The sequence below is a fragment of the Modestobacter sp. NPDC049651 genome, assembly GCF_040659695.1.
GTDB lineage: Bacteria > Actinomycetota > Actinomycetes > Mycobacteriales > Geodermatophilaceae > Modestobacter.
In genome coordinates this window covers 318,889-341,226 of sequence record NZ_JBFAOG010000003.1, presented here as the reverse complement: position 1 = coordinate 341,226, position 22,338 = coordinate 318,889, and the positions used below count along the sequence as shown (strand labels likewise).

Here is a 22,338-nt window from a genome sequence, read left to right as displayed (position 1 = left end):
AGCTTAGGCTGGTCGGACACCACGCCGGGGGCACCAGGCCGCCGGCCCGGGAGGGAGACCGCACGTGCCCAAGTCGAAGGTCCGCAAGAAGTCGGTCTACACGCCCCCGGAGGGCGTGCTGCCGTCCCGGGCCGCCCGGGCGCGCGCGGCCGAGCCGAGCCCCCGCTGGTACGCGGTGCTCATGGTGGCGCTGATGGTCCTGGGCCTGGCCTGGATCGTCGTCTACTACGTGGCCGGTGACCGGATCGGCTTCTTCGACTCGCTGGGGCCCTGGAACTTCGCCATCGGCTTCGGCGCGATGGTCGCCGGGCTGGTCATGTCGATGCGCTGGCGCTGACCGGCACCACGCCACCCGGCACCGCTCGCAGGCGCCCGAAGGCCCCTGTCCCCGCCCGGGACAGGGGCCTTCGTCGTCCCGGTGGGCGGCTGTGGACTTGTGCACAGGGCACGGTGGCTGTCCACATGATCGACTTGTCGCCGTCCTCAGAGTTGTCCACGGGATGTGGGTTCCCGGACAGCGGCTGCACCTGTCTGACCTGCGGTTTCCTCGTCGGTGTGACGAGTGGGACGGGAACGTCACATGGGTAACTACACCGGTGCAAGTCCGTCCCCAGCTGTGCACACAACTGGGGACAACTAGTCGCCCTGTCGACATGCCGCACCGTCACCGACCGGCCACCGGACGTGACACGCCGCGCTGACCAGCGACGATGACTACCCGCCCGCGGTTGTCCCCAACCCTCCGGTTCCGAGCACGCGACAGCCCCCGGGTGCACCGCACCCGGGGGCTGTGGACGGACCGGTCCGCGCTCAGTCCTGGACGAGCTCCAGCAGCGTGGCGTTGGCCATGCCGCCGCCCTCGCACATCGTCTGCAGCCCGTACCGGGTGCCGCTGGCCTGCATGTGGTGCACCAGCGTCGTCATGATCCGGGCGCCCGAGGCGCCGAGCGGGTGCCCCAGGGCGATCGCCCCGCCCAGCGGGTTCAGCCGCTCCGGGTCGGCGCTGGTCTCGGCCAGCCAGGCCAGCGGCACGGAGGCGAAGGCCTCGTTGACCTCGAACGCGCCGATGTCGGCGAGCGCGACCCCCGCCCGGTCCAGCAGCTTGCGGGTGGCCGGGATCGGCGCGGTGAGCATCACGACCGGGTCGTCGCCGCTGACGACGGTGGTGTGCACCCGGACGATCGGGGTCAGCCCCAGCTCCCGGGCCCGCTCCGACGTGGTCACCAGCAGCGCGGCCGCGCCGTCGGAGATCTGGCTGGCGTTGCCGGCGCTGACCACGCCGTCGGCCCGGAAGGGCGTGGGCAGGGTGGCGAGCTTCTCCAGCGTGCCGCCGCTGCGGATCCCCTCGTCGGCGGTCACGACCGCGCCGTCCGGGGTGGTCACCGGCACCAGCTGGGCGTCGAAGGCGCCGTCGGCCTGCGCCTTGCCGGCCCGCTCGTGCGAGCGCAGCGCGAACTCGTCGAGCTGGGTGCGGGAGAAGCGCCACCGGTCGGCGATCATCTCCGCGCCGGTGCCCTGGTGGGGCGCGACGCCGCCGTAGCGGGCCAGGAACGCCGGGCCGAGCGGCTCGCCGGTCGAGCCGTCGCCGGCCGAGGACCCCATCGGCACCCGGGTCATCGACTCAACCCCGCCGGCGACCACGACGTCGGCCTGCCCGCTGACCACCGCGGCAGCGGCGAAGGCCACCGCCTGCTGCGAGGAGCCGCACTGCCGGTCGATGGTGGTGCCGGGCACCGACTCCGGCCAGCCGGCGGCCAGCACCGCGGCCCGGCCGATGTTGCTGGTCTGCTCGCCGATCTGGCTCACGCAGCCCCAGACGACGTCGTCGACCAGCGCGGGGTCCAGCCCGGTGCGCTCGACCAGCGCGGTCAGCACGGTGGCGGAGAGGTCGGCCGGGTGCACCCCGGCCAGCCCGCCCTTCCGCTTGCCCACCGGTGTCCGGACGGCGGCACAGATGACGGCATCACGCATGACCCACTCCTCGCTCGGCGACCCTGCCGCGTCGGTTCCCCCGATGCTAGGCAGCCGGTCCAGCCCGCCCCGGGGTGCGGGCCTGGGAAGCTGGGCGGGTGCAGTGGTCACCCCGCACCGGTGAGACGGTCGCGTTCGCCGTCATCGGCCTGGCCCTGGCGCTGGCCACCCTGCTCGTCGACGAGGTCGGCAAGGTGCTGGTCGGCGCGGCGGCGCTGCTGGTGCTCGCGCTGGCCGCCCGGGACGCCGTCCTCCGCCCCCGGCTGGCCACCGGCCCCGGCGGGGTCACCGTGCGGACGCTGGGCGGGTCGACGTCCATCGCCTGGCCGCTGCTGCAGGTGCGGGTGCGCACCTCCCGCCGGTGGGGCCTCGTCGCGCGCACGCTCGAGCTGGGGGACCGGGCCGACGACGCGGTGCTGCTGGTGCTCGGCCGGCGCGACCTGGGCGCCGACCCGGAGGCGGTGGCCCGCCGGCTGACGGCCGACGCCGCCGCCGGCGGTCAGCCCACCGCGTAGACGAGCACCAGCAGGACGGCGGCCAGCACCGCGGTCCCCGCCGCTGCGACGGGCACCGAGCGCCGCCCGGCGATGAGCACCGCCGCGGCCGCCGCGCCGCCGACCAGGCCGCCGAGGTGCCCGATGAGCGACACCCCGGGCAGGAAGCTGATCACCACGTTGATGCCCAGCAGCGTGAGGATGCCGCGCAGGTCCTGCTTCTGGTGCACCAGCACGACCGCGAAGGCGCCCATCAGCCCGTAGATCGCGGTGGAGGCACCCGCGACCGCGCCGAACGGGGCGCCGAACAGCTGGATCGCCGCCGCGCCGCCCAGCACCCCGACCAGGTAGACGGTCAGGAACCGGACCCGGCCGAGGATCTGCTCGAGCTGGGAACCGAACACCAGCAGCGAGAGCATGTTGAGCAGCAGGTGCACCGGGCCGTAGTGCAGGAAGGCCGCGGTCAGCGGCCGCCACCAGTCGCCGAGGACGTCGACGAAGAACGGGACCTGCTGGAGGTCCTGGAAGATCCCGGAGGCGTAGTTGTCCAGCGGCGAGGAGCCCTGGACGCCGGCCTGCGCCGCGGTGAGCACGAACATCGCCACGTTGACGGCGATGAGCGACAGGGTGACGGTGCCCCAGCGCTGGCCGGCCAGCCGCAGACCCGTCGTCCTGCGGGGCCGGCGGACGCCCTCGTTGCCGGCCCGGACGTCGTCCGGGCACTGGAAGCCGACCGCGGCCGGGCGCATGCACTCCGGGCAGATCGGCCGGCCGCACCGGCTGCAGCGCACCCCGGTCGGCCGGTCGGGGTGGCGGTAGCAGGTCGCCGGGGGCGCCGGCTGCGGGTCTCCCGCGCCGGCGCCCCCGACCTCGGGCGTGCTCAGCGGCGCTCGATCTCGACGGACTCGAGGACGACGTCGTCGACCGGGCGGTCGCCGCGGGCGGTCGGCACCTTGCCCAGGGCGTCGACGACCTTGCGGCTGGCGTCGTCGGCGACCTCGCCGAAGATGGTGTGCTTGCCGTTCAGCCACGGGGTGGCCGCGACGGTGATGAAGAACTGCGAGCCGTTCGTGCCGGGGCCGGCGTTGGCCATGGCCAGCAGGTAGGGCTTGCTGAACTGCAGGTCGGGGTGGATCTCGTCGCCGAACTGGTAGCCGGGGCCGCCGATGCCCTGACCCAGCGGGTCGCCGCCCTGGATCATGAAGCCGTCGATGATGCGGTGGAACACCGTGCCGTCGTACAGCTTGTCGGTGGTCGTCTCGCGGGTGCGCGGGTGCGTCCACTCCCGGCGGCCCTCGGCGAGGTCGGCGAAGTTCGCGACCGTCTTCGGGGCGTGGTCGGGGAACAGGTCGATCGTGATGTCGCCGTGGTTGGTGTGCAGCACGGCACGCCGGGCGGGGGAGGTCTGCTCAGTCACGACCACCACTCTCCCACTGGTCCGGGCCGGCCTTCCTGCCCACCCCGGGCCGGCCGGGCGCCGGCGCTGCCGGAAGGAGTGGAGACGAGGGGAATCGAACCCCTAACCCCCGCCTTGCAAAGGCGGTGCTCTGCCAATTGAGCTACGTCCCCGGGCCGGCGCGACGGGCGCGCCGGGGGTTTCAGGAGCGGGGGGTGCTGACGGCCCCGGGGCCGCTGGTCGCCTCGGCCCACAGGCCGGCGTCGCCCTTCGCGGCGGACCGCTTGCGCACGGCCAGCACGGCGCCGGCGGCGAGTGCTGCCACGGCCAGCTTCTTCAGCACGCTGCGTCCTCCTCGGGCTCTGCCTTCGACCGGGTCGTTGCGATCGTGCGGGTCACCACCGCGGGCGCTGCCGCGGCGGTGACCGGTGCCGGAGGACCGGCGGGTGTTCACGGGTGGGCCTGGGAGGACTTGAACCTCCGGCCTCATCCTTATCAGGGATGCGCTCTAACCGCCTGAGCTACAGGCCCGTGAGCCGTGGAAGAGCTTACCCGGCGCCTCCACGGCGGATCGACGGGGGGTCCCCCCGCCGGGTCACTCGCGCTCGGCGAGGGTGACCTCCAGCCCGCCGACCAGGTCGGCGAACAGGTTGTAGACGTAGGTGGCGATCGTGCTCAGCGCGGTCAGCAGCACCACGTTGACCAGACCGATCAGGGCCGCACCACCGAGGACGACGCCCACGTGGACGACGTCGCCCTTGTCGTCGCCCGACACCTGGCCGACCAGGTCGTTGATGGTGTCGAAGACGCCGAACTTGCCGAGCACGAAGTACAGGATGCCGATCGCGATCATCCACACGAAGAACAGCGCGAACGAGACGACCAGCGAGATCTTGAACGCCGACCAGATGTCGACGTGCCGCAGCTGCAGCCGGGCGCGGCGGGGGCCCCGGCTCGCCGCGCCGCGCGCCGCGCCACCGACCGAGCGGCCGCGCCCGCCCTCGGGCGCGGACTGCCCGCCGGGCGGGCGGGCGCCGGCCGGCGGCAGGGTGACCGCCTGGGTCGCGTCGGCCGCGGGCCGGTCGGCCGGGCGGGCAGCCGGGCCCCGGGGGCCCGCCGGAGCAGCACCGGGCACCAGCGGGGTGCCCGGGTGCACGGTCGCCGTGTCACCGGCGGTGCGGGCCGCGGAGGCGCCGGTCGCCGGGGCACTGCTGGCGGGGGTGGTGCTCGCCGGGGCGCCGGCGGCGGCCTGCGCGGGCGCCTTCGCCGCCGGTGCGTCGTCGAACGCGGGGGACGCACCGGTCGCCGGGGCGGCCGACGACCGGGCACCCGACGACGGGGCACCCGGTGCCTGGCCGGCCGGTGCCGGAGCGCCGGCCTGATCGCCGCCGGGAGCCGGGTCAGCGGCCACGGGGGCGCCGTCCGGCCTCGCGTCGGTGCCGGTGCCGCCCGAACGCGGCCCGGTCCGCACCGAACTGCGCGCCCGGTCGCTCATGCCTGTCTCCCGTCAGCCAGCGGCTCCCGCCGCGTCTGTGGTGCGTGTGGACCTACCCGCCACACCCGGTGGAGCCCTCAGCGTGAGGGCTCCACCGGGTCCGGGGCATCTCGACCACCCTAGGCGTCGGGTTCCTCGTTGTCCGTCGTACGCGCGATAGCCACGATGGACACGTCGTCGGGCAAGTTCATGAGCTTGACGCCCATGGTGGCCCGGTCGCGGGTGTGCCGCACGCCGTTCACGGGGGTGCGGATCACGCCGCCGCCGGAGGTGATCGCGTAGAGCTCGTCGCCGAGCACCACCGCGAGCGCCCCGACCAGCGCACCCTTGCGGGCCTTCGGGTCGGCGGTGAGCACGCCCTTGCCGCCGCGACCCTGCTCCGGGTAGTGCTCGATGCCGGTGCGCTTGGCGTAACCGCCCTCGGTGGCCACCAGCACGTCGACCCCCTCGGAGACGACGATCATCGACAGCAGCCGGTCGTCCTCCGACAGCGAGATGCCCCGCACGCCCTCGGTGGCCCGGCCCATCGGCCGCAGCTGGTCGTCGGTGGCCTTGAAGCAGATCGACATCGCCTTGCGGGTGACCAGCAGCAGGTTCTGGTCCGGGCTGATCAGCGCCGCGCCCACCAGCTCGTCGCCCTCGCGCAGGTTGACCGCGATGACGCCACCGGTGCGCGGGGAGTCGAAGTCGGTGAGCCGGGTCTTCTTCACCTGGCCGCGGGCGGTGGCCAGCACCAGGTACGGCGCGACCGTGTAGTCCTTGATCTGCACGACCTGGGCGATCTTCTCGTCCGGCTGGAACGCGAGGATGTTCGCCACGTGCGCGCCGCGGGCGGTGCGGGCCGCCTCCGGCAGCTCGTACGCCTTGGCCCGGTAGACCCGCCCCTTGTTCGTGAAGAACAGGATCCAGTCGTGGGTGGAGCCCACGAAGAAGTGCTCGACCAGGTCGTCCTGCTTGAGCTGGGCGCCCATGACGCCCTTGCCGCCGCGGCGCTGCGACCGGTAGAGGTCGGCCTTGGTGCGCTTGGCGTAGCCGGTGCGGGTGATCGTGACGACCACCTGCTCCTCGGCGATGAGGTCCTCCATCGAGACGTCACCGTCGTTGGCCACGAACTGGGTGCGCCGGTCGTCGCCGTACTTCTCGACGATCTCGGCGAGCTCGTCGCGGACGATCTGCCGCTGCCGCTCCGGGGAGTCCAGGATCGCCTGCAGGTCGGCGATGCGGGCCTCGATCTCGGCCAGCTCGTCGAGGATCCGCTGCCGCTCCAGCGCGGCCAGCCGGCGCAGCTGCAGGTCGAGGATCGAGACCGCCTGGATCTCGTCGACGTCCAGCAGCTCCATCAGGCCCGAGCGCGCGGCCTCCGCGGACTCGCTGTTGCGGATGAGCGTGATGACCGCGTCGAGCTGGTCGAGGGCCTTGGCGTAACCGCGCAGGATGTGCGCGCGCTCCTCGGCCTTGCGCAGCCGGTAGCGGGTGCGCCGGACGATGACCTCGATCTGGTGGTTCACCCACAGCCGGACCAGCTCGTCCAGCCGCAGGGTGCGCGGCACGCCGTCGACGATCGACAGCATGTTGCAGCCGAACGTCGTCTGCAGCTGGGTGTGCTTGTAGAGGTTGTTCAGCACGACCTTGGCGACGGCGTCGCGGCGCAGCGTGATGACCAGCCGGCGGCCGACCCGGTCGCTGGACTCGTCGGCGATCTCGCTGATCCCCTGGAGCCGGCCCTCCTTGACCGCCTCGGCGATCGACTCGGCCAGGTTGTCCGGGTTGACCTGGTAGGGCAGCTCGGTGACGACCAGCTGCACCCGGCCGCGGGAGTCCTCCTCGACCGTGACGACGGCGCGCATGCGCACCGAGCCGCGGCCGGTGCGGTACGCGTCCTCGACGCCCTCGCGGCCGACGATGAGGCCGTGGGTCGGGAAGTCCGGGCCCTTGATCCGCTCCATGCACGCGGTGAGGGTCTCCTCGGCCTCGGCCTCCGGGTGGTCGAGCACCCAGAACACCGCGTCGGCGACCTCGCGCAGGTTGTGCGGCGGCATGTTGGTGGCCATGCCGACGGCGATGCCGGCCGAGCCGTTGACCAGCAGGTTGGGGATGCGGCCCGGGAGGACCAGCGGCTCCTGCTTGGTGCCGTCGTAGTTGGCCTGGAAGTCGACGGTCTCCTCGTCGATGTCGGCCAGCATCTCCATGGCCAGAGGTGTCAGCCGGGCCTCGGTGTACCGCATGGCCGCGGCCGGGTCGTTGCCCGGGGAGCCGAAGTTGCCCTGCCCGTCGATCAGCGGGTAGCGCATCGACCAGGGCTGGGCCAGCCGCACGAGGGCGTCGTAGATCGCCGAGTCGCCGTGCGGGTGGTAGTTGCCCATGACCTCGCCGACGACGCGGGCGCACTTCACGGTGGGCCGGTCGGGGCGGAAGCCCTGGTCGTACATCGCGTACAGGACGCGGCGGTGCACGGGCTTGAGCCCGTCGCGCACCTCGGGCAGCGCACGGCCGACGATGACCGACATCGCGTAGTCGATGTAGCTGCGCTGCATCTCCTGCTGGAGGTCGACCGGTTCGATCCGGTCGCGGCTCGGTGTTTCCGTCACTGGTTGGTTCTCCACAAGTCGATGCACAGCGGTGGATGAACGTGCAGGTCAGTCGCCAAGTCGACACGGCCGCACGCGGGCCGGCCGCCGCGGTGGGACCGCGGCGGCCGGGTGGGTCAGACGTCGAGGAAGCGGACGTCCTTGGCGTTGCGGGTGATGAAGCTGCGCCGGGCCTCGACGTCCTCGCCCATCAGCACGCTGAACAGCTCGTCGGCCGCGGCGGCGTCATCGAGCGTGACCTGCCGCAGGATGCGGGTCTGCGGGTCCATCGTGGTCTCCCACAGCTCCTTGGCGTCCATCTCGCCGAGGCCCTTGAACCGCTGGATGCCCTCGTCCTTGGGGATCTTCCGGCCGGCCTCGGCGCCGGCCTTGAGCAGCGCGTCGCGCTCGCGGTCGGAGTAGGCGTACTCGATGCCGACCTTGCCGCCCCACTTGATCTTGTACAGCGGGGGCTGGGCCAGGTAGACGTGGCCGGCCTCGACCAGCGGCCGCATGAAGCGGAACAGCAGGGTCAGCAGCAGCGTGGTGATGTGCTGGCCGTCGACGTCGGCGTCCGCCATCAGGATGATCTTGTGGTACCGCAGCTTCGCGAGGTCGAACTCGTCGTGGATGCCGGTGCCGAAGGCGGTGATCATCGACTGGACCTCGTTGTTCTTGAGGACCCGGTCGATGCGCGCCTTCTCGACGTTGATGATCTTGCCGCGGATGGGCAGGATCGCCTGGTACATCGAGTCGCGGCCGGACTTCGCCGAGCCACCGGCCGAGTCGCCCTCGACGATGTAGACCTCGGAGTTGCGCGGGTCGGTCGAGCGGCAGTCCGACAGCTTGCCGGGCAGGCCGCTGACCGACAGCAGGCTCTTGCGGGCCAGCTTGCGGGCGTCCTGCGCGGCACGGCGGGCGCGGGCCGCCGACGCGGCCTTGGTGATGATCGTCTTGGCCTCGGCCGGGTTCGACTCGAACCAGTGGCCGATCTGCTCGTTGCAGACCCGCTGCACGAAGCCCTTGACCTCGGTGTTGCCCAGCTTGGTCTTGGTCTGCCCCTCGAACTGCGGGTCACCCAGCTTCACCGACACGATCGCGGCGAGACCCTCGCGGATGTCGTCACCGGTGAGCTTGTCGTCCTTCTCCTTGAGCAGCTTCTTGTCGACCGCGTACTTGTTGACGATCGACGTCAGCGCCGCGCGGAAGCCCTCCTCGTGGGTGCCGCCCTCGTGCGTGTTGATGATGTTCGCGAAGGTGTGCACCGACTCCGAGTAGGCGTCGGACCACTGCATGGCGACCTCGACCGACATCGCGGTGTCGTTCTTGCCCACACCGTCGGCCGCGAAGCCGATCACCGCGCGGTGGATCGGGGTCTTGCGGCGGTTGAGGTGGGCGACGTAGTCGACCAGGCCGTTGTCGTACCGGTAGGTGACCTCGGTCGGCTCGAAGGCCCTCTCCTCGGCGTCGACGGGTGCTGCGGCCTCGGCCAGCGACTCGCCGCCCTCACCGGTCTCGGCCGTGCTCTGCCCCGGGCGCTCGTCGCGCAGGATGATCGTCAGGCCCTTGTTGAGGAAGGCCATCTCCTGCAGGCGCCGGCTGATCGTGTCGTACGAGTAGGTCGTCGTCTCGAAGATCGACGGGTCGGCCCAGAAGGTGATCGCCGTGCCGCGCTTGTCGGTCGGGCCGACCTCCTCCAGCTTCCCGGGCTTGGCCTCGGTGTACTCCTGGTGCCACTCGGCGCCCTTGGTCCAGATCCGGACGTCGAGCCGGGTGGACAGGGCGTTGACCACGGTGACGCCGACGCCGTGCAGACCGCCGGAGACGCCGTAGCTCTTGCCGTCGAACTTGCCGCCCGCGTGCAGGATCGTCAGGACGACCTCGACGGTGGGCCGCTTCTCCACCGGGTGCACGTCGACCGGGATGCCACGGCCGTTGTCCTCGACCCGGACGCCGCCGTCGGCCAGCAGGGTGACCCGGACGGTGTCGCAGTAGCCGGCCAGCGCCTCGTCGACGGCGTTGTCCACGACCTCCCACACCATGTGGTGCAGGCCGCGCTCGCCGGTCGAGCCGATGTACATGCCGGGGCGCTTGCGCACCGCCTCGAGCCCCTCGAGGACGGTGATGGAACTGCCGGAGTAGGCGGTGTCGTTCTGGGGCGCGGCGACCACGTGGGCCCTCTCTGTCGCGCAGCCCGGTGCCGGGGCGACCACGTCGACGTCCACGTCGACCGGCGCAGATCGGCTCACAGGGGGCTGCTGGCGGTGTGTCCCCTCCAGAGTACCGGGTGGCGGCGACAGAACGCCGCCGTCGACCGTCTGAGGTCGCGTCAGAGCCTCTCGCGTCGCACGCGCCACCACCTGTGTTGGGTCACTTGTCGACACGCCGTCCTGCGACGGCTGGGAGCGATCGCCGGTTCCACGTGGAACCGGCGGCCTCAGACGAGCAGCTGCGCGGTGGCCAGCTCGCGGTAGAGCGGGCTGGTGTCCACCAGCTCCGCGTGGGTGCCGACGGCCACCACCCGGCCGGCGTCCAGCACCACGATCTGGTCGCTGTCCAGCACCGTCGACAGCCGGTGGGCCACGACGAGCAGCGCGCGGTCGGCCGCGGCGGCGGCCAGCGTCTCCCGCAGCAGCTGCTCGTTGCGGGCGTCCAGGCTGGCGGTCGGCTCGTCCAGCAGCAGCAGCTCCGGCCGGGCCAGCAGCGAGCGGGCGATCGCCAGCCGCTGCCGCTCGCCGCCGGACAGCAGCACGCCGTCGTCCCCGACCGGCACGTCCAGCCCGCGCGGTGACCGGTGGACGACCCCGGTCAGCCCGACCTCGGCGAGCACCGCCCACAGCCGGTCCTCCGGGGCGTCGGGACTGGCCAGCAGCAGGTTGTCGCGCAGCGAACCGGCCAGCACCGGCGCCTCCTGCTCGACGTAGCCCATCCGGGCGCGCAGCGCGGCGCGCGGCAGCTCCCGCACGTCGGTGCCGGCCCAGCGGACCACCCCGCCGGACAGCGGGTAGAAGCCCTCGACCAGCGCCAGCAGCGTCGACTTGCCCGCGCCCGAGGGCCCGACCAGCGCCGTCCGCGTCCCGGCGGGCACCGCGAAGGACACCTCGTGCAGCACCTGGGTGCCGTCCGGGTAGCCGAAGTCGACGGCGTCCAGCTCCAGCAGCGGGACCGGTGAGCCCGCGGGCGGCACCCGGGGCACCGCCGTCGCCGTGCCGTGCTCGGGGACGTCGTCCCGCTCCGGCGCCAGCGCGAGCACCTCCTGCACCCGGGCCAGCGCACCGAGGCCGGTCTGCAGCTGGGTGTAGGAGCTGACCACCTGGCCCAGGGGCATGAGCAGCAGGAACAGGTAGAGGATGAACGCGACCAGGTCGGCGACGGCGATCGAGCCGGTCGCCACCCGGTACCCGCCGAGGCCCAGCACCGCGAGGAACGCGCCCTGGACGGCGATCGAGCCGATCGGCGCGACCAGCGCCTGCACCCGGGCCACCCGCACCCCGGCCCGGTAGGCCTGCGCGGCGCTGCCCCCCACGGTGCCGACCTCCCGCTCGGTGGCGCCGCTGGCCCGGATGGTGCGGACGGCGGACAGCGCCCGCTCCACCGCCGCGCTCATCTCCCCGACCGCCTCCTGCGCCTGCCGGGACAGCCCGCGGATCCGGCGGGCGGACAGCACCGCGGCGGTCATCCCGACCGCCACCGAGACGACGGTGACCAGCAGCAGCCACGGGTCGACCAGCGCCATCGCCACCAGCGCGCCGACCCCGACCACCCCGGAGCCGACCAGCTCGACCACGCCGCTGGTGACCGCGGCGCGCAGCTGCGTGGTGTCCGAGCCGACCCGGGACATCAGGTCGCCGGTGCGCCGGCGGTCGTACTCGGCGACCGGCAGCCGCAGCAGCCGATCGGTGAGCAGCCGCCGGGTGCTGAGCACGACGCCCTCGGCGGTGCGCTGCAGCAGGTACTGCTGACCCGCGCCGAGCACGGCCGCGGCCACCAGGACGACGACGAGCAGCCCGACCCCGGGCAGCACCGGCCGCCCCGCCCCGACCGCGGAGATGACCCGGCCGACCAGGGCCGGCTGCGCGAGCGCGGCCCCCGCCGACACCAGCGACAGCGCGGCCGCGCCGGTCAGCGCCCGGCGGTGCGGGCGCAGCAGCGGCAGCAGGTCGCGGAGCCCCGCCGCGGGGGCCGGCCCGTCCTCGGGGGACGGGGGTCGCTCATGCCCCGGCGGCCAGCGCCGCGACGACCGCGGTGAGGATGCGGGCCTGGTGCTCGACGAGCGCGGGGCGCTGCCCGTCGGGCCGGACCGCCGCGACGAAGCCGGCGGCCGACCACAGCTCGTCACCGTCGTCGCTGCCCAGCAGCAGCTGCCGGACCTCGGGGCTGGCCACGACGCCGCGCACGGCGGGCCCGTCCTCGGCGGCGAGCAGCACCCAGCGGGCGTCGAACTCCGGGTCGCCGCTGGGCAGCTGCAGCAGGCCGCCGGTGCGGTGCTTCCAGAACCGGGCCGGCGAGAGGCGGAAGCCCGGCACCGCACCCAGCAGCGGAGCGGCGGTGATCGCGTGGGTGCTCACCCACCGGTCCCGGCCCAGTGGGGACACGATGTCGCAGGCGACCAGGTCGATGCCCGGCCCGCGGCCGCGGACGACGTTGCCCGGGCGGTCCTCCTTGCCCGGCCGCACCGGGGCGCTGCGCACCAGCTCGGCCAGCGCGGCGTCCTCGGGGCCCGTGCCGTCGGAGGAGCTCCAGCCGATCGACGCCGCCCAGGCCAGGGTGCCCCACGGGTCGCCCTGGTCGGCGAAGGCCCGCTCGGCGTCCGGGCGGGAGCGGTCCGGCGCCGGTCCGGGCGCCGGCGGCGGGACCGGTGCGGGGGCGGGCGGGGGCAGCGGCCGGTCGATCGTCCGCTCCGGCTCGACGGCGGGCAGGTCCCAGCCCGGCGGCTGCCAGCCGTCCGGTGCCGGGTCGGCGGGCTGCTCCGGACGTCCGGCCGGCGCACCGGCCCCCTCGCCGAGGTGGGCGGGCTCCTGCCAGCCGGCGCCGTCGTCGAAGCCGTCGCGGTCCCGGTCGCGCGGGCTGCTCATCGGGGGAACTCCTCAGCCGTAGGTGTCGCGGGGGCCGCGGCCGCGGACGGTCCGCGGGCCCTTCTTCCAGTTGGGCGCCGTCGGCCCCACAACGCGCAGCTTGGTCACGACGTCCCCGCCCACCCCGGTGCGCAGCCGGCCGAGGATCGTCGGCGCCAGCAGCCGCAGCTGGGTGGCCCAGGCCGTCGACTCCGCCACCACCAGCAGCTCGCCCTCGGTGAGCGACTGCGGGGTGCAGTGCGCGGCGATGTCCGGGCCGACCAGGGCGTCCCAGCGGCCGAACACCGCGCCGGTCTTCGTGCGCGTCGTCCAGTCCTGCTGGCTCACCAGCGAGTCGACCAGCGAGCCCAGCGGCTGCGGGTCGTCCGCGCCGGGCCCGGGACCGGTCCACCTCCGGCGCGGGCCGGCGACCCGGCGGCGGGTGGGGCGCGGACGGGCGGCCGACGCGGCCCGGGCCGCCTCCAGCGCGGCGCGGGCGATGTCCGACGGGCGCCCGGGCCTCCCTGCTCCCGCCCGGCCCTCCCCGGTGTCCTCAGCCACCAGCGACCTCCTCCTCCAGCAGCACGCCGGTCTCCGGCCCGACCACCCGCGCGGTGCCCTCGGCGACCTCGACCCGGGTGCCGCGCAGCGCGGCCGGCACGTCCTCGGCCACCGCGGCGGTGATGAGCACCTGCTCCGCGGTGGCCGCCACGTCGACCAGCGCGCTGCGGCGCCCGGCGTCCAGCTCGGCGAACACGTCGTCGAGCACCAGGACCGGGTCGTCACCGTCGTCGCGCAGCAGGGTGAAGCACGCGAGCTTCAGCGCGAGGGCGAACGACCACGACTCGCCGTGGCTGGCGTAGCCCTTCGCGGGCGCCGGGCCCAGCTGCAGCACCAGGTCGTCGCGGTGCGGGCCGACCAGGGTGACGCCCCGGTCGACCTCCTCGTTGCGCCGCTCGGCGACCCGCTCGCGCAGCGCTGCGGCCAGCTCCTCGGCCCCGGGGAGCACGCGGTGGGCCGGGGTGGGCGGGTGGGTCTCGTCGAAGGGCCTGCCGTCACCGGCCAGCGGGACGGTGCTCTGGTAGCCCAGGGCGGCCCGGTGGGCGTCGGGTCCCGCGACGCCGGCGTAGGCCGCGGCGACGTGCGGGGCCAGCTCACCGACCAGCCGCAGCCGGGCGGCCAGCAGCTGGCCGCCGAGCTCGGTGAGGTGGTTGTCCCAGACGTCGAGCGTGGCCAGCGCCCCGCCGCGGGCCAGCTTGGCGGTCTTCAGCAGGGCGTTGCGCTGCTTGAGCACCCGCTCGTAGTCGCTGCGCACGCCGGCCAGCCGCGGCGTCCGGCTGACCAGCAGGTCGTCGAGGAACCGGCGGCGCTCCGCCGGGTCGCCGCGCACCAGCGACAGGTCCTCGGGGGCGAACAGCACGGTCTTCACCAGGCCGAGCAGCTCCCGGGGCCGCTGCAGCGGCGCCCGGTTCACCCGCACCCGGTTGGCCTTGCCGGGGTTGATCTCGACCTCGACGAGCAGCTCGCGCTCCTGCCGGCGCAGCGCGGCGCGGACCACTGCCCGGTCCGCGCCGTGCCGCACCAGGGGGGCGTCCGACGACACCCGGTGGCTGCCCAGGGTCGCGAGGTACCCGACGGCCTCCACCAGGTTGGTCTTGCCCTGGCCGTTGCGGCCGACGAACACCGTCGGGCCAGGGGTCAGCGCCAGGTCGGCCGACTCCCAGCTGCGGAAGTCGGCGACCTGGAGGTGCCGGAGGTACACCTCACGCCCTCGTCATGCGGGCTTCTCGGCCTCCCCGGCCTGGACGGCGTGCACCGCGTGGCCACCGAACTGGTTGCGCAGCGCGGCGACGGCCTTCATCGTCGGCGAGTCGTCCTGGCGGGAGACGAACCGGGCGAACAGCGACGCGGAGATCGCCGGCATCGGGACGGCGTTGTCGATCGCGGCCTCGACGGTCCAGCGGCCCTCGCCGGAGTCCTCGGCGTAGCCGGTGATCTTCTCCAGGTCGGGGTCCTCCTGCAGCGCGCGGACCAGCAGGTCCAGCAGCCACGAGCGGATGACGGTGCCCTGGGTCCAGGAGGCGATGACGCCGGGGACGTCCTCGATGAGGTCGACCTTGTCCAGCAGCTCGTAGCCCTCGCCGTAGGCCTGCATCATCGCGTACTCGATGCCGTTGTGGACCATCTTGGCGAAGTGGCCGGCGCCGACCGGGCCGGCGTGCACGAAGCCGGCACCCGCACCGGCCGGGGCGGAGTTGCCCTCCTCGACCTCTGCCGGCGGCTTGAGCGCGTCGAAGACCGGCTGGACCTTCGCCACGTCCTCCTTGCTGCCGCCGACCATCAGCGCGTAGCCGTTCTGCAGGCCCCACACGCCACCGGAGACGCCGGCATCGACGTAGCCGATGCCCTTCTCCGCCAGCTCGTCGGCGTGGACCTTGTCGTCGGTGTACTTCGAGTTGCCGCCGTCGACGACGACGTCGCCGGGGGAGAGCAGCTCACCCAGCTCGCGGACGGTCTGCCGGGTCGGGTCACCCGCGGGGACCATCACCCACACGACCCGCGGCGCCTGCAGCGCGTCGACAAGCCCCTGCAGGCTGTCGACGTCCCGCTTGCCCGGCGCGCGGTCGTAGCCGACCACCTCGTGGCCGGCGCGACGCACGCGCTCGGCCATGTTGCCGCCCATCTTGCCCAGCCCGATCAGCCCCAGCTGCACGGCCGGTCCTCCTCGTGTTCGTTCGTGCTCAGGTGTCCGCCGGTCGCGGTCTGCCGCGGCCGGGGTGGTGCGGTCCGTGCCGGGTGCCGCAGCGTCGCGGGCGCCCGGGGAGCCTCGTCGTCGGGGCTCGCGCCGGTCTCCATCGTGCTCGCCCCGGCGCCCGCACGCGCGCCGGGGTGGTCCCTGCCGTCCGCCGGCTCAGCCGGGCAGGCGCACCGGCATGATCAGGTAGCGGTAGCTGCCGGGCCGCTCGGCCGGCTTCTGCGGCTCGTCGTCGGCCGCCGGCTCGTCGACCCCGGAGAGCACCGCGGGCTTGAGCGCGGTGGTGAAGTCCATCCGCGCCCGATCGGTGTGCACGGCGGCCAGCCCGTCGAGCAGGAACGTCGGGTTGAAGCCGATGGTGAGCGGCTCGCCGTCGAACTCGACGTCGCAGCGCTCCTCGGCCTGGCCCTCGTCGTCGGTGCCGCCGGCCCGCAGGGTGACCTGGCCCGGGGTGAACTCGCAGCGCAGCGGGGTGCCGCGGTCGGCGACCAGGGCGACGCGCTTGGCCGCGTCGGTGAACAGCCCGACCGGCAGCGTGGCCGACGACGTCGACTCGCTGGGCATGATCGCCCGGTACTTGACGAACTCGGCGTCCAGCAGCCGGGTGGTGGTCTGCCGGTCCTTGCCGGACAGGCCGAGGATGCCCTCACCCGCCCCGCCGGAGGACAGCGACAACGTCACCTCCGGGCCGCTGGTCAGCGTCTTCGCGGCATCGGCCAGCGTGCGCGCGGGCACCAGCACCGCGGCGGACAGGCCGGGGTGGTCGGGGCGCCAGGCGAACTCGCGCACCGCCAGCCGGTAGCGGTCGGTGGCCGCCAGGGTCACCAGGTCGTCCTCGATCTCGAGCCGGACGCCGGTGAGCATCGGCAGGGTGTCGTCCCGCCCGGCGGCGACGGCGACCTGGCTGACCGCCTCGGCGAACGCGTCGCTGTCGACGACACCGGCCGTCGACGGCAGGGAGGGCAGCGACGGGTAGTCCTCGACCGGGAGGGTCGGCAGGCTGAACCTGGCGTTGCCGCAGCTGATCGACAGCCGGGCGCCCTCGGCGACGACGTCGACCGGGTGCGGCGGCAGCGCGCGGGTGATCTCGGCGAGCAGCCGGCCCGGCACCAGCGCCTTGCCGCTCTCGGTGGACTGGACGTCGACCTCCGACCGGGCCGAGACCTCGTAGTCGAAGCCGCTGACCGACAGCTGGCTGCCGTCGACCTCGAGCAGGATGCCGGCCAGGACCGGCACCGACGGCCGCGGCGGCAGGCTGCGCGCCGTCCACGCGACGGACTCGGCGAGCACCTCTCGTGCCACCCGGAACTTCATCTCGTACCCATCCCTCGCTGCTGTGCCTGCTCGGCCGCGCTGGCCGGCCCGGCGCGGTGTGCGGCGCCCATCCTCTCCTGACCAGCCCCCGGGAGCACCAGTCCCCCGTCCGTGCTCCCTCTCCGGTGCTGCCTCTGCTGCTGCGGTCGCGGCCGCGGAGGCCCGTCAGGGCCCGCGGTCCGCACGTCCCCACCCAGAGTGTGGTTCAAGAACTCCTCGAGATAACTCCTTCATCCTCGTCATCACTGGTGTGGAAGCTGGGGAACGGGGCCGTCCGTGCAGGTCGGCGCGGAAGCGGGCCTGTTGGCCGGGTGTGGGCCGGTGACCGCCGTCCTGTGTCGACACGTGGACAACTCGACCGTTGTGCACGGTCACCGGCCGTCGTCCACGCTCTCTCCCCGCGCTGCCCGCAGGCTCGTCCCCACCCCCCGCCCAGCGGGCCGCCCCGGCGTCCGGCCGGGGGTTCCCGGTGTCCGCACGGTGTGGAAACGCGCAGGCCGGGGGTGGGACCAGGCGGGGACGACGGCGCGCGGCGGCCGGTGCCGGAACGGTGTCCGGGCCGGTCAGCGGCGGGGTGGGCGGCTCTCCCCAGACTGTGCACACACCTGGGGACAAGTCGACCTGCAGCGGTGGTCGGTCGCCGCCCGGTTGCGCACAGTGAGTGCAGAACCTTGTGGACAAAGCACCCAGGGACGTCTCAGACGTCTTGCCGAGGCTCGGCACGCAGCGACCGCCGGACCCCTGCACGGGGGCCGGCGGTCGCGGGGCGGCGCTACTGGCGGGCGCGGCTCTTGATGCGGGCGGTCAGCTCGGTGACCTGCGTGTAGGTCGCCCGCCGCTCGCTCATCAGGCCGGTGATCTTCTTGACCGCGTGCATGACCGTGGTGTGGTCCTTGCCGCCGAAGGACGCACCGATGCGCGGCAGCGACAGCTCGGTCAGCTCGCGGCACAGGTACATCGCGATCTGCCGGGCGTTGACCAGCGTGCGGCTGCGGTTGGAGCCCTGCAGCTCCTCCATCGTCACCGAGAAGTACTCCGCGGTGGCGGCCATGATGATCGCCGCGGTGATCTGCGGGCCCTGCTCGTCGCTGATCAGGTCCTTGAGCACCAGCTCGGCCAGCGCGAGGTCGACCGGCTGCTTGTTCAGGCTGGCGAAGGCGGTGACCCGGATCAGCGCGCCCTCGAGCTCGCGGATGTTGGTCTGCACCTTGCTGGCGATGAACTCCAGCACCGCGTCGGGCGCCTGCAGCCGCTCGCCGTAGGCCTTCTTCCGCAGGATCGCGATGCGGGTCTCCAGGTCCGGCGCCTGGACGTCGGTGATGAGGCCCCACTCGAACCGGGTCCGCAGCCGGTCCTCCAGCGTCGTCAGCTTCTTCGGCGGGCGGTCCGAGGTGATCACGATCTGCTTGCTGGCGTTGTGCAGCGTGTTGAAGGTGTGGAAGAACTCCTCCTGCGTCCGCTCGGCGCGCTCCAGGAACTGGATGTCGTCGATCAGCAGGAAGTCGATGTCGCGGTACCGGCGGCGGAAGTCCTCGGCCCGGCCGGAGTGCACCAGGTTGATGAACTCGTTGGTGAACTCCTCGGTGCTGACGTACCGCACCCGGACGTTGGGGAACATCCGCGCCGCGTAGTGCCCGATCGCGTGCAGCAGGTGGGTCTTGCCCAGCCCGGAGTCGCCGTAGATGAACAACGGGTTGTAGGCCCGGGCCGGCGCCTCGGCCACCGCGACCGCCGCGGCGTGGGCGAACCGGTTGCTGTTGCCGATGACGAAGCTGTCGAAGACGTACTTCGGGTTCAGGCCCGGGTCCTGCCCGGCGGGCCGGCGGTCACCGAACAGCGGGACGGCACCGCCGCGGCTCGCGGCCCGGCTGGCCGCGTCGTCGTCGGCGTCCCGGTCCCAGGGGGCGACCTGCCGGCCGTCGTCGGCGCCGGGGGTGCCCGGGCCGGCGGCCCCGCGGGACCAGTCGCGGCCGTCGCCGGACTCCGGCAGCCAGGCCTCGGGCCGGGCCAGCGGCGCGCGGGAGAGGTCGGCGCGGGCGGCGTCGGCGCGGGTCAGGTCCATCCCGTCGTCACCCAGCACCACGTCGGTGCGGACGCCGAACGCGCTGCGGCCGTCGTCCACCCGGTCGCGGTCGGCGCGGTCCTCGGCGGCGCGGTCGGCCGCCGCGGCGCGGGCCCGGGCAGCGCGCTCCTGCTCGCTGCGCTCGGCGTCGTCCCACGGCAGCGGGGCGTCGCGGAAGGACGCCTCGCGGGGAGCGGGGTCGGCCGGCGCGGGCTCGCGGTCGGCGGCGGGCCAGCGGCGGTCCTCGCGGGCCGGGGCGGCCGGCGCTGGGTCGGCCGGCAGGTCCTCGAGCTGGACGGCGACCCGGATGTCCCGGCCGAGCTCCTGGGACAGGGCATCGGCCAGCACGATCCGCATCCGGGACTCGAGCACCGTCTGGGTGAACTCGTTGGGCGCGGCGAGCACCGCGGTGTCCTCGACCAGGCCCACCGGGCGGGTGAGGTTGAGCATCGCGTTCTGCTGACGGGAGAGGCTGGTCGCGAGACGCTCGCAGACCTGGTCCCAGACCGTCGCGAGGTCGACCGGTGAGTCGGCCATCGACTGTGTCCCCTTCCGTTTGCCCAGCTCGTGCCCCGTGCCGTCCGGCGTGCGCCGCCGGGTCGGTGTCCACAGCCCGGGAGGCGGTGGATCCCCCGCCCGGTCCCCAGGTGTGGATGCACGGGCCGGCCGGTTCCACACGCTCGTCCACAGGCTGTGCACGTACTGCGGCAGACGCTGCCGTAGCGGGTGCGACGATGCCTCGGACGGAGTGTCTTCGCTGGTCGGACCGCCGTTCTGCGCCCTCGGGAAGGGTCGTTCCGGTCTGCTGACCGACGGGGGGCGGCCCACATCCCGGAACGAGCGGGCCCGGCATGGAGCGACGGCGACGCTAACAGCTCCATCCACAGCCCGGCAACGACGGGCGGGGACGACGGCCGGCAGTGTGGGCAGCGCGACCCCCGGGGTGCGTGGGACGTCACGCCGCGCAGGCCGCCGGGGCGCCGCCGGCCACGGCCCGGCGTGCCGCCGGAAGGGCTCCCCGGATGTCGTGCACCATGCGAGGTCGGCCGTGTCCGCTGCACGTCCACCGGCTCGGCTATGCTGGTGGACGTCTGTGGACAGCGACCGTGCTGGACCACGGCAGACCAGCCTCGGGTGCGGCGCTGGTCGCGGCGCACCCCGGTGCTGCAGCGGCCCGCCTGCACCCAGCGCGTGCGCCGGTGGACCCGGACGCAGCGCACCGTCGTCGTCAGTGGGAGTCCCTCGTGAGCAAGCGCACGTTCCAGCCGAACAACCGTCGCCGGTCCAAGACCCACGGCTTCCGGCTGCGGATGCGCACCCGCGCCGGCCGCGCCATCCTGGCCGGTCGCCGGCGCAAGGGTCGCGACAAGCTCTCCGCCTGAGGTGCTGCCCGCGCAGGCACGCCTGCGCCGGCGGCCGGAGTTCACCGCCGTCGTCCGGACCGGTCGACGCGCCGGCCGCTCGACCCTGGTGGTGCACTACCTCGCTGAACGGCCCGTCGCCCGCGTCGGGGGTCTCGTCGACCCGCCGACCGGGCCACGGGCCGGTTTCGTGGTGGGCAGGAGCGTGGGCAACTCCGTCTGCCGCCACCGGGTGACCCGCCGGTTGCGGCACCTGGTGCACGACCAGCTGCACCGGCTGCCCGCGACCGCCGACCTGGTGGTCCGGGCCCGTCCCGAGGCCGGGACGGCGGACTTCGCCGACCTGGCCCGCGACCTGGACGCCGGCCTGGACCGGGTGCTGGGCGCCCGCGCGTCCGGGGGCCGGCGATGACGGTCGCCGGGGCGCTGCTGTCGGCCGTCCGCTTCTACCAGCGGGCGATCAGCCCCAACTTCGGGCCGCGCTGCCGCTTCGAGCCCAGCTGCAGCAGCTACGCCGCCGAGGCGCTCCAGGTGCACGGTGCGGCGCGCGGCAGCTGGCTGGCCGTGCGCCGGCTGTTCAAGTGCGCACCGTGGCACCCCGGCGGCGTCGACTTCGTGCCGCCCGCCCGCGGAACCGCCGGGCACACCCACTCGTCAGGCTCTGCGGCGCCCGTCCCGGTGCCGCCCGCCGGCGTCGAGCCCCGACCCGACCGGGTCACCACCACCGTCACCGCACCGGTGACCCCGCCGGCCCCGGGCCGGTCCGCGCCGCAGGAGGCTCGCGTTGCTTGACATCTTCTACACCGCCATCGCGTGGGTGATGAAGACGTGGCACTCCGTCTTCAGCACCTTCCTCGACCCCGCCAGCGGCTGGGCCTGGGCGCTGTCGATCATGTTCCTGGTCATCACGATCCGCGTCGTGCTGTTCCCGCTGTTCGTCAAGCAGATCAAGTCGCAGCGGGCGATGCAGGAGATCCAGCCGGAGATCCAGAAGCTGCGCAAGCAGTACGGCGCCGACAAGCAGGGCTTCAGCCAGGCGATGATGGCGCTGCAGAAGGAGCGCGGGGTCAACCCGCTGGCCGGCTGCCTGCCGATCCTGCCGCAGATCCCGGTCTTCATCTCCCTGCTGCACGTGCTCCGCCGGCTCGCGCCGGGCAAGGAGGGCCTCTACAGCTGGGACGACCAGCTCACCGACCAGGCCGCCCGGGCGAAGCTCTTCGGTGCGCCGATCTCCTCGTCGTTCAACATGCAGGGCGACAAGGCCGACGCGATCCTCGGCCTGACCGGTGGCAGCTACACCAACATCCGCGTCGTCGCGTTCGTGCTGATCATCATCATGTGCGTCACGACGTTCACGACGCAGAAGCAGATCCAGAAGCGCTCCGGCCCGGTCGAGGGCCAGGCCGCGATGGTGCAGAAGCTGCTGCTCTACGGCATGCCGATCAGCCTCTTCGTGTCGGGCTTCTTCTTCCCGATCGGTGTCCTCATCTACTGGTTCACGAACAACCTGTGGACCCTCGGCCAGCAGTTCTACGTGCTGCGCAAGATGCCCCCGCCCGGCTCGCCGGCGCACAAGGCCAAGCAGGACGCCGAGAAGCCGAAGATCGACCCGAAGATCCTCGCGCCGAAGCCCGGCCAGAAGCCGGTCCGGCCCAGGCCGGGCGCCTTGCCGGCTGCTCAGCCCCCGGCCGACCCCGCTGCGCCGGCCGCTCCCGCCGCGGACGCCTCCCCCGCCGACGGGCAGCCCGCCCCCGGGGTGAACGGCACGCCGCCGGGCGGCCGCCCCCGGGGCGGGGCCGGTGGCTCCGGGAGCTCCGCGGCCGGCGCCAACCGGGGCAAGCGCAAGCGGCGCTGACCCCGGCGGCCGGT

The 22,338-nt window shown here is 73.7% G+C and carries 20 protein-coding genes and 2 tRNA genes; 6 read left to right on the top strand and 16 right to left on the bottom strand.

What is annotated here, in order from left to right:
• The first annotated feature begins 64 nt into the window (after positions 1-64).
• Positions 65-337 carry a cell division protein CrgA gene (gene crgA, locus AB0J00_RS07155; RefSeq protein ID WP_357742254.1) on the top strand — a complete coding sequence of 91 codons (273 nt, stop codon included), beginning with the start codon at positions 65-67 and terminating at the stop codon, positions 335-337.
• 473 nt (positions 338-810) lie between these two features.
• Here the strand turns inward: crgA and AB0J00_RS07150 are convergent, their stop codons facing one another.
• A complete protein-coding gene (locus AB0J00_RS07150; protein WP_357742251.1) occupies positions 811-1,971 on the bottom strand; it encodes a thiolase family protein in 1,161 nt (386 codons plus the stop codon).
• 98 nt (positions 1,972-2,069) lie between these two features.
• Here AB0J00_RS07150 and AB0J00_RS07145 point away from each other — a divergent pair, with 98 nt between their 5' ends.
• A complete protein-coding gene (locus AB0J00_RS07145; RefSeq protein WP_357742248.1) occupies positions 2,070-2,486 on the top strand; it encodes a PH domain-containing protein in 417 nt (138 codons plus the stop codon).
• Here the strand turns inward: AB0J00_RS07145 and AB0J00_RS07140 are convergent.
• The 15 genes from AB0J00_RS07140 to dnaA all read right to left on the bottom strand — a co-directional run bounded on the left by AB0J00_RS07140 (position 2,471) and on the right by dnaA (position 19,645).
• Entirely contained in the window at positions 2,471-3,214 is a 744-nt protein-coding gene (locus AB0J00_RS07140) for a rhomboid family intramembrane serine protease (protein ID WP_357742246.1), read from the bottom strand. The two genes, AB0J00_RS07145 and AB0J00_RS07140, sit on opposite strands and share 16 nt — an antisense overlap.
• A 131-nt stretch (positions 3,215-3,345) precedes the next feature.
• Positions 3,346-3,882, bottom strand: a complete 537-nt coding sequence (locus tag AB0J00_RS07135; protein WP_357742243.1) for a peptidylprolyl isomerase — start codon at positions 3,880-3,882, stop codon at positions 3,346-3,348.
• Between the two features lie 79 nt (positions 3,883-3,961).
• Positions 3,962-4,034 (bottom strand) — tRNA-Ala (locus AB0J00_RS07130).
• Between the two features lie 29 nt (positions 4,035-4,063).
• Positions 4,064-4,204: a DLW-39 family protein gene (locus AB0J00_RS07125; RefSeq protein WP_357742240.1), complete on the bottom strand. Its 141-nt coding sequence runs from the start codon at positions 4,202-4,204 to the stop codon at positions 4,064-4,066.
• 114 nt (positions 4,205-4,318) lie between these two features.
• Positions 4,319-4,392 (bottom strand) — tRNA-Ile (locus AB0J00_RS07120).
• Positions 4,393-4,456: 64 nt separating this feature from the next.
• Positions 4,457-5,272 carry a DUF3566 domain-containing protein gene (locus tag AB0J00_RS07115; RefSeq protein ID WP_357742237.1) on the bottom strand — a complete coding sequence of 272 codons (816 nt, stop codon included), beginning with the start codon at positions 5,270-5,272 and terminating at the stop codon, positions 4,457-4,459.
• Between the two features lie 203 nt (positions 5,273-5,475).
• Complete coding sequence (gene gyrA / locus AB0J00_RS07110) at positions 5,476-7,944, bottom strand: DNA gyrase subunit A (RefSeq protein WP_357742234.1); 2,469 nt, start codon at positions 7,942-7,944, stop codon at positions 5,476-5,478.
• A 116-nt stretch (positions 7,945-8,060) separates the two neighbouring features.
• On the bottom strand, positions 8,061-10,094 hold the full coding sequence (gene gyrB, locus AB0J00_RS07105) for a DNA topoisomerase (ATP-hydrolyzing) subunit B (protein WP_357742371.1): 2,034 nt from the start codon (positions 10,092-10,094) through the stop codon (positions 8,061-8,063).
• A 266-nt stretch (positions 10,095-10,360) separates the two neighbouring features.
• A complete protein-coding gene (locus AB0J00_RS07100; RefSeq protein WP_357742231.1) occupies positions 10,361-12,022 on the bottom strand; it encodes an ABC transporter ATP-binding protein in 1,662 nt (553 codons plus the stop codon).
• A gap of 112 nt (positions 12,023-12,134) precedes the next feature.
• Positions 12,135-12,998 (bottom strand): hypothetical protein, encoded by an 864-nt coding sequence (locus AB0J00_RS07095; RefSeq protein ID WP_357742229.1) that lies wholly within the window; start codon positions 12,996-12,998, stop codon positions 12,135-12,137.
• Positions 12,999-13,010: 12 nt separating this feature from the next.
• The gene (locus tag AB0J00_RS07090; RefSeq protein WP_357742226.1) at positions 13,011-13,538 is read right to left on the bottom strand and encodes a DciA family protein; all 528 of its coding nucleotides are present in this window, start codon (positions 13,536-13,538) and stop codon (positions 13,011-13,013) included.
• Positions 13,531-14,739, bottom strand: a complete 1,209-nt coding sequence (gene recF / locus AB0J00_RS07085) for a DNA replication/repair protein RecF (protein WP_357742223.1) — start codon at positions 14,737-14,739, stop codon at positions 13,531-13,533. The genes AB0J00_RS07090 and recF overlap by 8 nt, the downstream gene beginning before the upstream one ends.
• Before the next feature lie 12 nt (positions 14,740-14,751).
• Entirely contained in the window at positions 14,752-15,690 is a 939-nt protein-coding gene (gene gnd / locus AB0J00_RS07080) for a phosphogluconate dehydrogenase (NAD(+)-dependent, decarboxylating) (protein ID WP_357742220.1), read from the bottom strand.
• 198 nt (positions 15,691-15,888) lie between these two features.
• Positions 15,889-17,046, bottom strand: a complete 1,158-nt coding sequence (dnaN, locus tag AB0J00_RS07075; RefSeq protein ID WP_357742217.1) for a DNA polymerase III subunit beta — start codon at positions 17,044-17,046, stop codon at positions 15,889-15,891.
• A gap of 772 nt (positions 17,047-17,818) precedes the next feature.
• Positions 17,819-19,645 carry a chromosomal replication initiator protein DnaA gene (gene dnaA, locus AB0J00_RS07070; RefSeq protein WP_357742214.1) on the bottom strand — a complete coding sequence of 609 codons (1,827 nt, stop codon included), beginning with the start codon at positions 19,643-19,645 and terminating at the stop codon, positions 17,819-17,821.
• A 707-nt stretch (positions 19,646-20,352) separates the two neighbouring features.
• On the opposite strand from dnaA, the gene rpmH reads away from it, so the two are divergent.
• From rpmH to yidC, 4 genes are read left to right on the top strand one after another with little or no spacing between them, the layout of a single operon-like run.
• On the top strand, positions 20,353-20,490 hold the full coding sequence (gene rpmH / locus AB0J00_RS07065; protein ID WP_056296149.1) for a 50S ribosomal protein L34: 138 nt from the start codon (positions 20,353-20,355) through the stop codon (positions 20,488-20,490).
• 1 nt (position 20,491) lies between these two features.
• The gene (gene rnpA, locus AB0J00_RS07060) at positions 20,492-20,881 is read left to right on the top strand and encodes a ribonuclease P protein component (RefSeq protein WP_357742210.1); all 390 of its coding nucleotides are present in this window, start codon (positions 20,492-20,494) and stop codon (positions 20,879-20,881) included.
• Positions 20,878-21,261: a membrane protein insertion efficiency factor YidD gene (gene yidD / locus AB0J00_RS07055; RefSeq protein WP_357742207.1), complete on the top strand. Its 384-nt coding sequence runs from the start codon at positions 20,878-20,880 to the stop codon at positions 21,259-21,261. Before rnpA ends, yidD begins: the two co-directional genes overlap by 4 nt.
• Positions 21,254-22,324 (top strand): membrane protein insertase YidC, encoded by a 1,071-nt coding sequence (gene yidC / locus AB0J00_RS07050; protein ID WP_357742204.1) that lies wholly within the window; start codon positions 21,254-21,256, stop codon positions 22,322-22,324. Before yidD ends, yidC begins: the two co-directional genes overlap by 8 nt.
• Positions 22,325-22,338: the final 14 nt, after the last annotated feature.